Origin of the sequence: Nocardioides cavernae (genome assembly GCF_013410035.1) — a bacterium.
GTDB lineage: Bacteria > Actinomycetota > Actinomycetes > Propionibacteriales > Nocardioidaceae > Nocardioides > Nocardioides cavernae_A.
In genome coordinates, this window is sequence record NZ_JACCBW010000005.1 from 98,139 (window position 1) to 113,453 (window position 15,315).

General features: G+C 66.4%; 12 protein-coding genes. All 12 read right to left on the bottom strand.

What is annotated here, in order from left to right:
- Window positions 1–13: 13 nt before the first annotated feature.
- Window positions 14–313: a hypothetical protein gene (locus tag F4692_RS18710; protein ID WP_179621254.1), complete on the bottom strand. Its 300-nt coding sequence runs from the start codon at window positions 311–313 to the stop codon at window positions 14–16.
- Window positions 314–626: 313 nt separating this feature from the next.
- Window positions 627–968 carry a hypothetical protein gene (locus F4692_RS21370; RefSeq protein WP_257030050.1) on the bottom strand — a complete coding sequence of 114 codons (342 nt, stop codon included), beginning with the start codon at window positions 966–968 and terminating at the stop codon, window positions 627–629.
- A gap of 12 nt (window positions 969–980) precedes the next feature.
- The gene (locus F4692_RS18720; protein ID WP_179621255.1) at window positions 981–1,394 is read right to left on the bottom strand and encodes a single-stranded DNA-binding protein; all 414 of its coding nucleotides are present in this window, start codon (window positions 1,392–1,394) and stop codon (window positions 981–983) included.
- Between the two features lie 96 nt (window positions 1,395–1,490).
- Entirely contained in the window at window positions 1,491–1,835 is a 345-nt protein-coding gene (locus F4692_RS21885) for a DUF6011 domain-containing protein (protein WP_179621256.1), read from the bottom strand.
- A gap of 698 nt (window positions 1,836–2,533) precedes the next feature.
- On the bottom strand, window positions 2,534–4,225 hold the full coding sequence (locus tag F4692_RS18730) for a type IV secretory system conjugative DNA transfer family protein (protein ID WP_308645379.1): 1,692 nt from the start codon (window positions 4,223–4,225) through the stop codon (window positions 2,534–2,536).
- 32 nt (window positions 4,226–4,257) lie between these two features.
- On the bottom strand, window positions 4,258–4,719 hold the full coding sequence (locus tag F4692_RS18735) for a hypothetical protein (protein WP_179621258.1): 462 nt from the start codon (window positions 4,717–4,719) through the stop codon (window positions 4,258–4,260).
- Window positions 4,716–5,795, bottom strand: a complete 1,080-nt coding sequence (locus F4692_RS18740) for an ArdC-like ssDNA-binding domain-containing protein (protein ID WP_179621259.1) — start codon at window positions 5,793–5,795, stop codon at window positions 4,716–4,718. Before F4692_RS18740 ends, F4692_RS18735 begins: the two co-directional genes overlap by 4 nt.
- Window positions 5,792–7,285 carry a TraC family protein gene (locus F4692_RS18745; RefSeq protein WP_179621260.1) on the bottom strand — a complete coding sequence of 498 codons (1,494 nt, stop codon included), beginning with the start codon at window positions 7,283–7,285 and terminating at the stop codon, window positions 5,792–5,794. The genes F4692_RS18740 and F4692_RS18745 overlap by 4 nt, the downstream gene beginning before the upstream one ends.
- Window positions 7,282–7,689 carry a hypothetical protein gene (locus tag F4692_RS18750; protein ID WP_179621261.1) on the bottom strand — a complete coding sequence of 136 codons (408 nt, stop codon included), beginning with the start codon at window positions 7,687–7,689 and terminating at the stop codon, window positions 7,282–7,284. Before F4692_RS18750 ends, F4692_RS18745 begins: the two co-directional genes overlap by 4 nt.
- A gap of 632 nt (window positions 7,690–8,321) precedes the next feature.
- Window positions 8,322–10,136 (bottom strand): hypothetical protein, encoded by a 1,815-nt coding sequence (locus tag F4692_RS18755; protein WP_179621262.1) that lies wholly within the window; start codon window positions 10,134–10,136, stop codon window positions 8,322–8,324.
- Window positions 10,137–10,140: 4 nt separating this feature from the next.
- The gene (locus tag F4692_RS21970; RefSeq protein WP_374757310.1) at window positions 10,141–11,862 is read right to left on the bottom strand and encodes a S1 RNA-binding domain-containing protein; all 1,722 of its coding nucleotides are present in this window, start codon (window positions 11,860–11,862) and stop codon (window positions 10,141–10,143) included.
- The gene (locus F4692_RS18765; protein ID WP_179621263.1) at window positions 11,859–15,248 is read right to left on the bottom strand and encodes a serine/threonine-protein kinase; all 3,390 of its coding nucleotides are present in this window, start codon (window positions 15,246–15,248) and stop codon (window positions 11,859–11,861) included. Before F4692_RS18765 ends, F4692_RS21970 begins: the two co-directional genes overlap by 4 nt.
- Between the last annotated feature and the right edge of the window lie 67 nt (window positions 15,249–15,315).

The window sequence follows — 15,315 nt, forward strand, 5'->3', positions numbered from 1 at the left end:
TTCTCGCCGTACATCAGCCGATGTCCAGGTCGTGCGCGTCAACGAGCATCGCCAAGATCAGTTCGATCGACAGAGCGTCGATGCCGTAGCTCTCGAGCTCCTCGATGGCGTTGCTCGCGACGGCGAGCAGAATGGCGCGGTCGTCGGTGAGGTCCTCGGTGTCGAGTGCCGGGCACTCGTCGCCATGGACGCGGTCTAGTTCGAGCAGGACGCGCTCGTACGCGGAGGATGCATCGAGCGTCAGGGCGCGGTCGGCGAGCGCCGCGACGTAGGACCTCGCTTGCGCGAGCGTCTGTGCGTGGGGGAGAAGCATCTTCCCTCCTTCAGTGGGTCGGATACCGACCCTGAGCTGGGAGTCGTCGTCTGGCCGTGGCTGCCCGGACTTCTGTGGATGAGTCCGCGCGCGGGCTGCCTATGGCGTGCTCCTGGACTCAGCCGATGAGCCGCTGGTTGGCGATCGCCGCGATCCGGCGCCTACGCAGGACGTCCTCTCGGACGAACTCCGCGAAGTCTTCGTCCCGATTCCGGATCTCGATCTCGGTGCCTGCCTGGGATACCGGCTCGCCGGGCCATGTCGTCTGCCTCGTGGGGCGGTCGCGATCGAGCCGCGTGCCGCAGATCGAGACTCAGTCCCGGAGGCGGTAGCGAGCGTCGGAGAACTCGCGCATCCATGCGATAGGAGCCGACGGTGACGCTGACTCGTGGTAGCAGCTCAGCCAGTGGCAGTGGAGCGCGGAGAGCTCCCAGACGAGCTCGTCGTGACGGTGCCAGTACGGCGGCACAATGTTGGGCGGCAGGCCGAAGGTGCTCTTGAGCCACTTCACCCAATGATCGAGGTCATGCCACTCGATCTCGGCCTGCTCGGCGTCGAGGAGGTTCCAGTTGATTGGGACCGGAGGGCGTTCGAGCAGATCGGTCGCGCTGCGCCAGGCATCACCGTCGTCGGGCTCGTCCGGAAACGGACTCATCGAAGGATCCGGTCAGAGGCCGACGGCGGGCGGCTGCGGCACAGCGGTCAGGGGCCGGTCGGCGGCGTGATGTCCGCGATGAACGACGTAGTCGGTCTTGTTGGCGTTGTGTCCGATCTTGCGGGCAACGAACTCCTCCTTGATGACGCTGGCCTCGCGGCCGTCCACCTCGTATTCGTGGACGTAGTCGCTGGCCACGAAGGAGTCGCCCTTGCGGAAGCGGGCGTAGGTCTCACGGGCGGTGCTCTCGAAGGCGACCATGTCGTGGAATGTCGGGTCGAGCTTCGTGAAGCTGCCGTCGACCTCCTTGCGCCACTGCTCGACGCCGACGCGCAGCCGGCAGCACTCGGCGCCCTGCTTGGTGAAGTGAAGCTCCGGCGCGGACGCGACAAAGCCGACAAGGCTCATCTGGGTGGGAATGGACATCCTGACTCCTGAATCCGGGCGGCGCCCTGACTGCGCTCGCGCTCAGGAGTGAGGTGCGTCGAACGAACCAACGCGGCTAGGCACTCAGCCGATCGGCTACCAATCCCCGGTCACGGCGGCCAGGAAGTTGTTGATTGTCCGCCCAACAGCACGAACTGATCCGGGCTTCCACTGCTTGGCCGCGACCAACACCGTCGGGTCGAAGTACTTGAGGCAGTCTGGACCGATGCCCAGGATGAGGCTGTTCGGGTCGGACAGCGGTTGGCCGCACCTCGCGCAGCTGGTGACCGCGAACCGTTTGCGGCCCTGTCCCGGTCGGTATTGCCGACTGCCCAACCGTTCGACTGCCCGATCAAACTCCGCCACAGCCGCTACCGGATGGCGTTCGACCTTCAACTCCGGTGCGGTGTCCGGCGACGCCTCGAGGAACTGACTCTTCACGGCAACTCTGGCGTCCGGGATGGATGTGAAGGCCCATACGAGGAGCCAAGCGGAGGCATCAACGTCAGGCGCCGTGTGGACGGGAACAAGCCCCAGCGCTGAGGGGGCGATCGCACGCGCCTCCCGGATGAAGCGGCTCTCGTGGTGCGCGGACCAAGCAGCGCGCGGAGCATTTCGGAGTGTTGCCCAGACTTGGACCCCGGATTCGGCCGCGACGTAGTCGAATCGGGCCTGGAACTCGGAGATGGTCAGCGTTGCTGCCTCAGTGCGGCGATCGTCGAGTGCCCTTGCCAGGCGCTCCCAGACAGGACTTCGAACTGCAACTGATTCTGCCGCAACAACGTCCGTACTCGTCGGCGTAGGTCTCGTCCTCTCCTGGCGACGCGTGTGCGGCGCGTCAGGCGAACTTGGACCAGAGGGATCCCAGCTCGTCTCCGGGAGCCGCTCGTCGAGAAGGCGGATCCTTCGCTCCCAAGGTTCGCGCAGTTCTTCCGGCACAGCTGGCAGGTGAAGAATCTTGCAAGCTTGGAGCATGTCGCGTGCCCGGTCGACCTTGCCCTTGCGCGCCCACGCTTCCACCTGCATGAGGTTCGCAGCCAGCCGGGTTACCGGATCCCTCTTGCGTCCAGACGCCCGAGAAGGAACGGCGGCAGGCATGATCGAGATCCTTCCACAGGCGTACGAGGCCCGAGTGGGAATCAGCCCACGCCCTGCCGTGCCGTGAATGGACGGAGATCGGTGACCATCGGCGGCGCGCTGCGAAGCAAGACGAGGCCTGTGCCGAACGGCAGGGTCCGGATGCGCTCCGGCGGCATCACAGAGACTCGCCGTGTCGACCGTTGAAGCGATCGCGCGCCGTAGTCGCTGATAGTGACGGTGTCCGAACGCTCGTCGCGTTCGCCGATGAGGACGGACAGTTCCTGCAGATCCTTGGAAGCCGACGCTCCGCCCAGGACGACCTTCACGATCGAGGCGTCCCAGATGGTGTTGGCAGCATGGTCTCCCCACTTGTTGCGCGCCTGGGCGAGTGATTGCAGCACTGGCATCGTGGTGATGCCGGTCCCACCGCCCTCGGCCATCAGGACCGGCAGCGAGGGGAGGGGGGCGAGGTTGCCGATCTCGTCGAGCGCCATGAGGACGGGAGGGTCCAGGCGCGCGCCCGGTGACGCGGCGGCGAGGTGGCGTGCGACCTCGGTGAGGTCTTCCATGAACGCGGCGACGAGCGGCCCCGACGCACCGGCGCCGGCTCCCGTGGCGAGCAGGTAGAGCGTGCTGTCCTGGGTGAGGAAATCGCGCGGGTCGAACGCCTCGCCCGCCTCGGGGCTGACGGCGTCCAGTACGGCGGGGTCGGCGAGGCAGGCGAGGGCTTGGGCGACGGCCATCCAGATGGAGTCACGGGTGCGAGGGTCGGAGCTGACCATGCCTTCGACCGAGTCCGACCATCCTGCAGCGGCTTGCGGGTGACTGGCGAGGATGCCGACGGCGTCAGCTGCGGCAGACGCGGACAGCGACCATTCGAAGAGGGCCCGAGTCGGTAGCTTCTCGAGCGCGGCTGCATGGAGGAGTGCTTGGAGTGCGGAGCGGGCCTTGCCTTCCCAGAAGCCGCCGGACTCGGTGCCGCCGGAGGAGAGTCCGGTCGATGACGCGAGACCCGCAGCGCGGATCATTGCGGTCAGAGGGTGTTCGCAGCCGCGGATCGGTGACCATCGGACGCCGCAGCCGCCGACGACAGGCAGCCCTGCCGTGAGATGTTGAGGGTCGAAGACGGCGACCGGCCCTCGTTCCTTGCGGGCGTCGATGGTGGCGGCGATGTTGTCCGGCCGGGTGGAGGTAGTGACGACTGCGCCGGGCGCGTCGAGGATGGCATTGATGACGAGGTGGAGTCCCTTGCCGGAACGTGGCGGTCCGATCACGAGGATTGAGTCCTCGACCGATGCCCAGATCTCGCGGCCGCAACTGCGTCCGATCAGGTAGCCGACGTCGTTCGCGCGGGGGTGGGGGATCGAGGGGCGGAGGGTGGCGGCGCGTCGTACGAGCGCCTTCTTCGACGCGGCCGTCTCGATGTCACGAGCGGTTGCCGTGCCGTGGATGCGGTGGGGATCACGAGCAGCCCGGTGCCGCAGCCGAGCGACCACTCGCCACGCGCACCAGGCGACTGTTGCGAAGACGCCGAGGAACAGCGTCACCACGCACCAGTACGCGATCGCTGACAACCCGGGCGCCTCAAACGCCCGCGCCGGTCGGCTCGGATCGGCGAGCACACGCAGTCCGCTCGCGATCCCGCCTTCGGGCGTCGTCGCGCCCGTTGCGACCGCGGCGGCCATTGCAGCCGTGCGGAGCACGAGCGCCAACGCGAGCGCCGCCACCATCCCGATGAGCGCCAAGTTCACGAGCTCGTCGTTCGCACCACGTGACGGAGGGGTCATGCCGGCGCCTCGAACGGGGTGACTGTCCGTGAGGTCATCCCGAGGAGCACGAGTCCGCCGCGGGTTGCGGCGAGCAGCGCGGGAGGGAGGTTGACCGACGCGTTGCCTTCGGCATCGGCGTTCTGACGTACGACGACGTACGCCAGCGCGACCTCCTCGCCGGGCTGAAACCCGGCACCAGCGAGCGCAGGCGGTGGCGGAGTGGGTGGCTGCGCCGCGGCGGCTGGTGCCGGCGTCGGGGGAGTCGCAACGTCGGTGAACGTCGAGCCGTCGGCCTCGCGTACCTCGACGCGCACAGGCGCGCCGAGGTCTGAAGTGACCTCGTCGATGACGGCCCGAAGGTCGCCGCGGGTTCTGTCCTGTTCGGAATCGCGCGGGACACCATCAACGTCGACCGCGAGCACGCCCTCGGCGTCGATGGCGACGTGAACGACGCTCAGCACGACGGGGATCTTCATAGCCCGAGCACCGCCCCATCACGGCGTGCAGTGGTGCTGACAGCAGTTGTCCCAGTGCGGTGGCCGAGGGCTTCTCGGTCGAGCCTAGGCGGGTTGCCGTCGCCGACCTGCTGGGTGTCGACCTTGTCGAGGACGCCGAGCGCGGTCGCGCGGACAAGTTCGGCGGCTGCCTGGACGACCTCGACCGGGCTCTCGCCGGGGACACTCGCTGCCCAGGTCGAAACGTACGGCACCGTGTAGGAGGAGGTGTCGAGCCCGTGTGCGGCACCGACCATGAGCGCGACGGATTCGGCTTCCACCTCGGCGATCCCACGGTGCAAGGTCGCGTCGGCGGCGGACTCGGTCGACAGGGCGCTCTCAGATGGCGCGTGGAGAAGAACATGGCCGAGCTCGTGGGCGAGCGTCTTCACCTGGGCCGCCTCGTCCATGTCCACGCGGACCGAGACCTCGCGGGAGAGGAAGTCAGTCAGCCCGTTGGCACCGCCGATCGCCGCCGCCGAGGAGACCAGACGGAGCTCGAAGCCGGCGGCCGTGATCTGGTCGGCGAGCCCGTCCCAGAGTCCAGCCGGGGCCTCACCCTGGAGTAAGGATGGGCGGGGGAGTTCGGGCACAGGGTCGCCTGTGGTCTGGGAGATGTCCCAGACGTAGGTCGGCTTGACCCCGATCATTCGGGTGCGGGCGTACTCGCCGGACATCGGCTTCTCGTTGCGCGCCAAGCGTCGCCAGGAGTTCGGGTCGTCGGGCGTGAACGAGGCGAACCGGCCGGTGACTGGTGCGAGGATGCCGTAGCCGTGCTGACCCTTCGAGACGCTGCGGCCGAGCGAGAGCCACTGGTGGAAGCCGGCGACGTACGTCGGCGTCGGCTCGGGCACCCTGCCCTCCTTGTACGCCGCGAAGTGCTGCGCCGCGATCAGCATCGAGTTCCCGAAGCTGCGCCCGCGGAACTGTGCGGCGAAGGTCAGGGCGCGCTTCCAGTCCTCGCCGGTCACCAGCGCAGCGACGGACTCGGACAACTGCTCCTGGAGCGCTTCGAGCTTCGCTTCGCGGGCCGCTCGACCGCGAACCTGAGTGGTCATGACGCTGTTCCTGTCATGCGTCCGGTGGTGTCGAAGAGCTCGAGTTCGGCGGGATGCATCTGGTGCTGGACGACGAAAGAGCGGTTCTTGATCCGCCACAGTCCTTGGCCGGTGCCGAGCGTGGGGATCAGTGACTGCTCGGTGCCAGTGAGCCCCAGTGCCGCCGACGCTGCGCCGAGCTGGTCAGCTTCCTGGCGATAGACGATGCGGGTCTCGGCGTTGGCGAGGAGCGACGAGGCGAGAGCGCGCATGGCGGAGCCGGAGTCGCCGACATTGTCGAGGTCGGTGAGCTTGTGGAAGATCAGCATGTTCGCGATCCCGTAGTGCCGCGCGAGGCGCCAGTGGGCGTCCATCCGGCGCAGCAGCGCCGGGTGCGACATCAGGCGCCAGGCCTCGTCGTACACGACCCAGCGCTGGCCACCGTTCGGGTCGAGCAACGCCGATTCCATCCACGCCGACGCGCAGGTCATCAGGACGGATATGAGGGTGGCGTTCTCGGTGACGCGAGACAGATCGAGGGAGATCATCGGCAGACTCGGGTCGAACGCGACAGTCGAGGGCCCGTCGAACAGTCCCGCGAGGTCGCCCGCGACGAGGCGCCGAAGTGCGTGACCGACCAGTCGTCCATCCTCCGTGAGGCGGCCGTCGGGGTCGTCCGCCGGGCCCGGGGCGAGGAGCCTGTCGACGACCATCGGGAGGACCGGTACGTCGGCTCCGCGGACGGTGCGGTCGATGGCGATGTCGACGGCCGTGTGCTCGAGCGGGGTGAGCCGGCGTTCGAGCACGGTCTCCGCCAGGGCACCGACGAGGTCACGGCGACGAGATGCGACCTGGCTGGCCCATTGGGCATCGTCGTACCCGGACGGACGGTGGCCCTCGTCGAGCGGGTTCAGACGGTTGGCCATGCCATGTCCCAGCGCGATGGCGCGACCGCCGACGGCTTCGGCGACGGCGGTGTGCTCGCCCTTCGGGTCACCGGGGACGTAGACACGGCGGCCGAAGGGGATCGACCTCGTGTAGAGGCTCTTGGCGAGACAGGACTTGCCGGAACCGACGATCCCGGCGAGCACGAGGTTCGGTGCGGTAATGAGCCCGCGTGCGTAGAGAATCCAGGGGTCGTAGACGAAAGAACTCCCGGAGTAGAGGTCCTGGCCGACGAAAACGCCTTCGCTGCCGAGGCCGCCTTCGGCGAGGAACGGGTACGCGCCCGCCAGGGTCGCCGAGGTGTCCTGGTGGCGTGGCACTCGGAATCGTCCGGGAGTCCGCAGCGTGGCGGGACCGTGTTCGCCGGCGCGGGGGAGGGTCACGGTCGCCCGCTTCTCGGTGGACAGTTCTTCGGCCTTGCGCTTGGCTTCCGCGCGCCGGGCTTCGCGATCGGCGGACAGGAGTTCTCGCGCCGCGGCCTTGCGGAGCCTGCGATCGTGCCGCCGTTCTCGTCCCGGTGAGACGAGCACGGCGGAGTGGAGGCGCCCGTCCTGCCAGCCGGTCACAGCGACATCCCTGGCTGGTGCGTCGTCCGCTGAACCGGAGCGAACGACGGGTAGTCGCGGATGTCGTAGGCGATCGTTGCCTCGATCTCGTGTGCCCGATCTACGCATTCGGCGATCTGGTGGATCATCTCGGCGGCGCGATGAAGCTCCCAGGACTCTCGGTACGACGCTGCCCGCCCGGCGTTGGCATCGCCGTTCATCCACGCCTGCTTGCGAGTCGGCCCGTCGTGGAACTCGCCGAGCTGGTGCAGTGACTGGCTCAGCGATGCGAGAGCGGAGCTGATGGAACCCAGAACCGCGTAGATCGCGGTCGGATCGTCGATCGTGCGCGTCGCGTGAGCAAGCCCGCGGACTGCTTCCCGGAGTTCGTCGGCGTCGGCGACCGGGTCGTTGAAGGTAGGCATCGGTGGCTCCTCGGTCGATGGCTTCATCGATGAGGTGCACCGGGCGCTCCGCCGTGTCGCCGGGAGAAGGGTCGGCGACCGACCTAGCCTGTGGTCGTGGCCGACCTGACGGAGCCTTGCCCGAACTGCGACACGCTGATGCGCTGGGAGACCTCTCACGAGCGCTGTGACGGCTGCGGTTACATCAGGCCCTGCTGCGAGGGCGCTCCCTGCAGTTGATCCGGCCTACTCGTCGGCGGCGTCGCCGATATCCCGGCGGCGGACACGGCGGCGCTTGCCGGTCTTGCGAAGCACCGGCCAAGGATGGCGGACTGCACGGCCGTGGCGGCGGTTCTTGTGGGGCTTACAGAGCTGGCAGCCCTTGTGCTGCCGGTGAGGCGAGTGCGCCATCGTGACGACTCCGATCCGTGAACAACACCCGCCACGGAGGGCGGGGTTGGTGCGGAATCGGGGCCATGGAAGGAAGGCTACGCCGCACGCCCGACACGTTCCGGGGAACAGAAGACCCCGCAGGCGTCTCGGGTCACCTGCGGGGTCTGGGCAGAATCATGGAGCAGGTTGGCTGGCTCTGTCCCGGGAATTCGGAATCTCCGCGCTCGGATCCGTCCGGGGTGGCCGGACTACGGCTCTCCTTAGATTTCGAAGTCGTCGTGTGTCGCAACCCGGGCGAGCTCGATCTGGCCGGTTGGAAGCACCCAGTAGTGGATGCGTCGAGCGGAGGGAGTGTTGACCTGGAGACTTGCCCGCCACGCGATGGCTCCGTCATCCCGGACGCGCACCGGGTCGTCGCCTCCCGGACCCGCGCGTAGATGGTGGACCTCGCGGCTGGGGAGCTGCGGTGCCAGTCCTGTGACGATCTCGAAGGCGACGTCGGCCACCTTCTCTGGCTTGATTCCCTGGAGTCGTTCCAGCGACTCGAGGAATCGTGGGCCAATGATGAAGTCGGCGAGCGGGCGGTTTCGCTGTTCGCTGGGAAGGGTGCGAGTAGCCCACTGGGTGAGTACGAGGTACCGGAACTCCTGCTCGGGGTCGGCGAATCGAGGGCCGTTTCCAGCCGGGCTCTCGGACTTGCCGGTGCTGGTTGCCTTCCGGAGCCGCGCACGCGTGGACTTCAGGTCGTTCTCTGCCTTGTTCGCCCGCCGCTCGGCCTGGTCCAGCAGGTATCGGAGCTGCTCGCGCTCGTCGGACCCCGCGAGCACCTGGGTCTGGAGGTTGACGACCTCGCGCTTGAGCCCGGCAATCTCGGCAGTCAGCCCGTCGACCTTGAGCAGCAGGCCTCGGGTCGATTCGGTCGGCCGGTGAGGGGCAGGAGACGCCGATGCCGGCCGCTGGCTCGGGCCGGGGCGGCTCCTGTCGAGCATGGCCGGGCTCGGCCGCGGCGTCGCGGCTGCCGGCGGCTGCGTGGGCGACGGCGCTTCGATCACCTGCACAGGTGTCGGCGCCGGCGGCGGCATCGGCAAGGACGTGACAGCCTTAGGCTCGTCGACCTCGGAGTGGTCCGGCTCTTCGCTGAGCCACGGCGGCCCGCCCGGTAGCAGCGAGGGAGCCGACACGATCGGCTCGTCATCATCGACATCGTGCAGGGCGAGTGCCCAATTCGGCCCTGTCGCCGTTACCCGGGCAGGAATGACCTCGCCGACGGTCATGAGCGTGCGGAGGTCGTCCTCAGGGTTCGCGGTGACGTCGGCACGAAGGACCGTGACGACAACCGGGGGTGTGGTGGTCTGGGGATAGAGGACCAGCTCCGCCTTCCCGTTGCGCACCTTCGCGACCTTGCTGAGGACGACGTCACCGACGGCGTACGCCGCGAGGGCCTCACCATGCCGCCGGAGGCTCTGTCTGATGTCGACCCGGTTGCTGTCGGCGTCGTACCAGCCCTCGATCCGCAGACCGGCTTCCACGATGCGATCGATCGGGACGTCATCGACCGCAAGTTCTTCTGCGATCGCGGCGGGGAACAGATTCCCGACGTCCACGAGTGCTCGGCCGGCGACGACCATCTTCACCGTGGTATCGACCTTGCGGAGTTCACGGGTGGGGACTGACTGGAGGAGCCCGGCCGCTGCGGCCATCCGGAGCATGTCGGAGATGAGCTTCTGTGTGGCGCGGTCTCCGTCGTCTTCGTTGAAGGCGAATCGGAGCGGCGACTTTGAGAGGTCAGAGGCCCACTCATGTCCGACGGGGTAGACGCGGCCGGCGCCACCGTAGACCTGGGTTCCCGCCGCCATCCGATCGGAGAAGTCCCAGGTGAACGGCCCGGTGGGCATCAGATAGACGTCGGCGAGGCTCCCGGCCTCACGTGCGACCTCCTCGACGTCGATCCACGGATCTGTCCGACCGGCCGGAATCGTTACGACGACAACGGGCCGCTTGCGAGAGTTGCCGTTAAGGAGATTCGCGAGTGCAGCGGCGGCGAGGTCGTCATCAACCCGGTGGACGGCGGACATGCGGCTACTGCGGGACGGCGCGGAGAGAGAGCGAGACACGCTCACGGTCAAGGTCGACATCCTGGACGAGAACCGTGACCGCGTCGCCGACGGACACCACGTCGGATGGGTGGTCTACGCGGCGATCAGCAAGTTGGGAGATGTGAACCAGTCCGTCAACCTCGCCCAGATCGACGAATGCGCCGAAGTTCGTAATGGTCTTGACCGTGCCCGAGACGACCTCGCCGACGCTCAAGGACTTCAGTGCCTCCCGCTTCCTTTCCGCTCGCGACTGCCGTGGCGGCGACATGGCGTCAGGCGACGACGGCGGGGGCCCCGTAGTTGAAGACGCCGGATTGACGTAGGTGCGGTACCTCTCGGGCAGGGTCCCCAAGATCTCCAGAGCGAGGCCACAGTTCTCACGCATGTACCGGTCGTAGGCACGGTCCGCCAACACCTGATCGCTGACGAGGTCGCCCTCCTCCTGGCGGAACTTCCGGTTCGAGTCCCCCCGGAACGACAACCAGTTGAAACTCGTCTTCACGTAGTAACTATCGCTCACGAGGATCTTCGCGTGAGTGTCGTCAACGCGCACGACGGCGAGCCGCGAGGACCGCCCAGCTGCGTCGTGCAGCGACTGGAGGGCGTGGCGATCTGTCTTCGCGTTGTCGCCGAAACCCCAGAAGATCGTGACATCTGCACTTCGCGCTAGTTGCTCGAGGCGTCCAACAAACTGCCGGGTCACTACGGAGCCTGTGATCCAGGGGCTGATGATGAGAAGGCGACGCTTCGGTCCCGTTAGTGCGTCATCCAGCCACGCGGGGTGGTCGGCCATGGAGAGCCACCGGATGGCGGTGCGATCTAGTCGGTCATCGTCCGCCTGCGGCGCGGTGTCGGCGTCATTCAGCGCGGTTTGGATCGCGATCACTTCGTCGCGCGAGAGTCGGGGACCGGGCTCGTCCGCAGGCTCGTAACTGACCTCTTCGGTCGAGCTGATGCCGAGCTTGTCGACTGCGTCGACGTCTTCGAGTGCAGCCAGATGCTCCTCTCTCCACTGGCCGTCGACCTCGATTCCCAGGCGAACTGAGCTCGAGTCAATGTCCCTGTAGACGAGCAAGATGGCGTCGCGATAGAAGTTCCGGCTCTCCGTTACACCGGTGACCCCGAGGATCTTGAAGTCGGAACGGGCGTACCCATCGATTGCGTCAGAGATGGCAGTGACTGTGAGGTCAGCACGCTCTACGTCGACGCCGCCTTTCTGCGGCAGAACGATGAATTGGGACTTCCTGGCGGTACCGGAGCGCACGAGCGAGTTTCTGCGCCAGCTGGTGACGCCGCCTGTGAGCCGGTCGTATACCACCTGGATGGTCGTCGGCTTCGGGCGTCGCACGCGCGCGTCACGTGCAGCCTCAAGGCCATTGGGGAGCAGGCTGAGGACTCGCGGCTGCCCCGGGGCAGGGGGGCGGTAGTCGACGAACTCCGACCGGAGTAGGCCCGCGACCGTAGTTGCGGTGTCTTCTGGGGTGAGGCCCATGAAGAGCTCGAGATCCTCGACGGTGTAGATGCCGTTCAGCAGGGCAGCGAGCGCGTACTTCTGTGCCTTGTCCAGGTCCTCGACTTCCTCAGCGAGGACATCGACCGTGAGTACCGACGCCGGGATGTAGCAGGGCTCCGCCGCCAACAGGGTGTGTCCCGGTAGCGCGTGCGCATGACGCCGTGCGGCGTCGGCATAGATGTCGCGGCTCACAGGTATTCGATCCTTCCGATCCCCGGCCGACCAATATGGGTCAGCGCCCTACCTAGTGGACCTTCTTTACTGCCGGCGAACTCCGAGTCGCCGACGATCCAGAGAACGTCTCTCGCACGTGACAAAGCGACGTTGATCCGCCCGGAGTAGCGCTCGTCCAAGAAGCCGAAGTCGCCGGTGAGATTGCTTCGCGTCACTGAGAAGATGACGACGTCTGCTTCACGACCTTGAACCGCGTCAACCGTGTTCACGGTGACGCTGAGTCCGGTCAGGTTGAGGCGTCGAATTGCGCGCTCGATCTCCAGACACTGGGCTCGATATCCGGTGAGAACAAGCACTGATACTGGTCCGCCCTTGATGCGACGCATGCCGCCCTGCTGCGTGCTGCCCTCGAGCCGCGCGAGTAGCTTTGCGATCTCGAGTGCCTCGGTCTTGTTCGAGGAACTTTCGCCGCGGGCCCGCTTGGGCTCTTCTCCACGGTCGGCTCGGCGGCTGGTCGAGAACCAGACGAGGCGGTCGTTGTCCTCAACCGACTCAGGAAGCAGGGCAGGGTATGGCTCGTGGGTGAGCTCACCGTCATAGAACGTGTCGGAGATCAGGCGCCCGATCGGGACGGCCATCCGATGCTGCGTGGTAAGTCGCGTTCGGCACGCTTCAGGCGACTCGGCCAGGAGGATGTCGAACAGCGAGGAGTTGTGGAAAAGCTTGTCCAGCTCGAACTCGTCGACGAGGTCCTTGTGCTCGAAGACCTCCTCCGCCATCGGGGGGAGCTGTTGTGGATCACCGACCATGACCCACCGCTTGGAGCGCGTCATCGGAACCAATAGTTCGGACGCGGTGGCCCGTGATGCCTCGTCGATGATGCAGAGGTCAAACTGCATCTCTTGGACTTTCGCGTTCGACAGGAATCCCATGCAGGTGCCTGCAACGACCCGTTGCGTTGGCAGGAAGAGGGGCTCACTCGCCCCAGGGTCGGTCAGGCTGTTCAGCCAGTCGCCCTGAATCTGCAGGAGCTCTCGAATTCGTTGATGTCCCGGGCTCGTGCCCACCAGACGATCGATGAGTGAGGCGAGCTCCGAGTCAGTTGGTTCGGCGGAGAGCTCCTCGCCCAGTCGTCCGGCGGCCATTCGAACGGTTGCAGCCGCCTCCTCAGACCGCTCGGACGCGCGGTAGTAGTCCGCCAGCATCGTCGCGCGATCGTCCGGAAGATCCTCATTGTCTAGCCGGTCCGACGGCTCCAAGACCCCTAGGGCCTCTCGACGATCTGCAGCCTCCCGCAGAGCCGCCCGTGCCTCCTCGGCTCGAAGGGCGAGGGACACGGACTCGACTTCGATTCCTTCGCGCTCAGCGAGAACGCTCAAGCCGTTTTGCGCACGCTTGGCGATCTCGGCCGTCCAAGCACTGAGCTTGTTTGCGAGCAGGAGGTGCGAAGCATCCGGGTCGACTTTGTCGTCGCGACTCGAGAGCCGGACGACGTCCGCGACACCGGAGTCGAACAGGCGTGTGACGGCGTTGTCGATCGCTACGTGCATCTGGCTGACCAACAGCACCTTGTCGCCTGGCCGGGCGCGCAGGTACTGGTTGATCAGTTCACAGATAAATGACGTCTTTCCGGTTCCTGGTGGGCCTTCGACTAGATAGATGTCCTCTGAACCGAGCGCGTTGGCGACCGCGGCGATCTTGTCGTCGTCGAGGTCGGGCGTGATCGGCTCGAAGGCAACCGGATCAGGCGCCGTCGCGACCTCCGGGTCGAGGACGATCTCGCGAAGGTGTGGTCGTGCCGAGCTGCCCTCGCGGAGAGCAGCGAGGGCCGTCTTCTGCCGCTTTATGGCGGCTTGCGAGGGACGGCGATCACGCACGAGCACGCCGTGGCGTGGCATGTCCCGAGTGGTTTGGAGTGCGCGCACGACCAAGTCGGTGCCCGCCACATCGACGACGTTGACCGGAACGCCGCGAGCGGTTGGGTCGTCGTCAGGTCTGGCCACACGCTCTTGGTCCAGGACGGCAGGAGGCACAGGCGCCGGTGACTCGAGTTCGAACTCCATGCCGCTTCTACCGACGACCTCGTAGGAGATTGGCTCCTCGAGCCGCTTCTCGAGTTGCTCCTTCGCGTCGATGAGTTGCGACCAGCTATTTAGTCGCGCCTGCTTGAACCTTTCGCCGAAGCGGTCGCTGAAGTCCTGGACTGCCTTGCTGAGCAGGGTGCGCAGTTCCAGGGCTGCCTGAGCTGCTTGCTTGGGATTGGCAGGACGCTCGGCTGACCAGGCGAAGTCTCGAGCGTCGATCGGAACGGCATCCTCGTTGGCGCGAAACCGCTCAAGCGCTTCAAAGTCGGTTACTTTGGCCCACTTTGCCAGGAGCCGGTACTGGTCCGTGAAGACCATTCCAAGCTCCAAGCGGTCGCCGATGAGCCGAAAGCCCTCAGCGTTGTAGTACGACTTTCCGTCGGCGCCTGTCTCCAGGCGGGGGAGCACCACCGTCCCATCGCCGAGGAGTCCGGGAACGGCGGACTCGGGACGCCGATCAGGTGACTCCTCCTCAAGAGCACGCCGCGCCGTATTGGACAGCTCGAAGACGATGGTCTTCTGCTTCCGCCATCTGCTAAGTCGAGCCTCATGAATGGCCTGCAGTTCGACAAGCATCACCTGGCCGTCGGCAGGGCGCCTACTCGGCTCCGGATCGAGGCTACGAGACAGCAAATCAAGTACATCCGGCGGGACGTCCGCCCCAGCCAGCGCCTTGGCGATGTCGGGGAAGTCTCGAATGGGCGAGTCGGTAACGCACTGAAGGAGCGTGGCTGCGAGCCCGTACACGTCGAATCGCGTCGATCCACGAGACGCGTGGTCTGGCGGCGCCCAAGGAGCGTTTGTGCTGCCGACGACCGTCGCATCTTGGGCGGCTGCGACCTGGTCTTTGATCTTGCTCAGGGCGAAATCTGTGAGGATCGGGGCGGTGCCATCCCAGAGCACGTTTGTTGGTTTGATGTCGCGATGCAGCACGGCCAGCGAGTGGGAATGCGCGAGGGCCGATGCGAGCGGGAGTGCGACAGCCTCGGCAAGGTCGTCCCAGCCCGGTGGCTCATCGAAGGTGCTCAACCAGGAGCTGAGCGTTTCGGGGACCCACTCCATGACGAGGTAGTAGGCGCCGATTCCGTCGTCGACCCCACTGTCGAGCAGCGCAGCGACATTCGGGTGGTTGAGCTTCCGGTTGGCCGCAGTCGAACGTTCGAAGTAGATGCGGTAGATGTCGTCAGCAGACGCTGGAAGTAGCTTGACCGCGACCATGCGGCCGCCCTGATGCAGGTCCGTTGCCTGGAAGACCTCGCCTTGTCCGCCGACCCGACGCGTGTTCGCGATCTCGGCATATCTGCCGGCAATGATCCGCATCTGGCTGTCCCTGCTCCCGTCCGAATGTTTCGGTCCGAGCCTAGGGAGCAGGTCCGACACTTGCTGC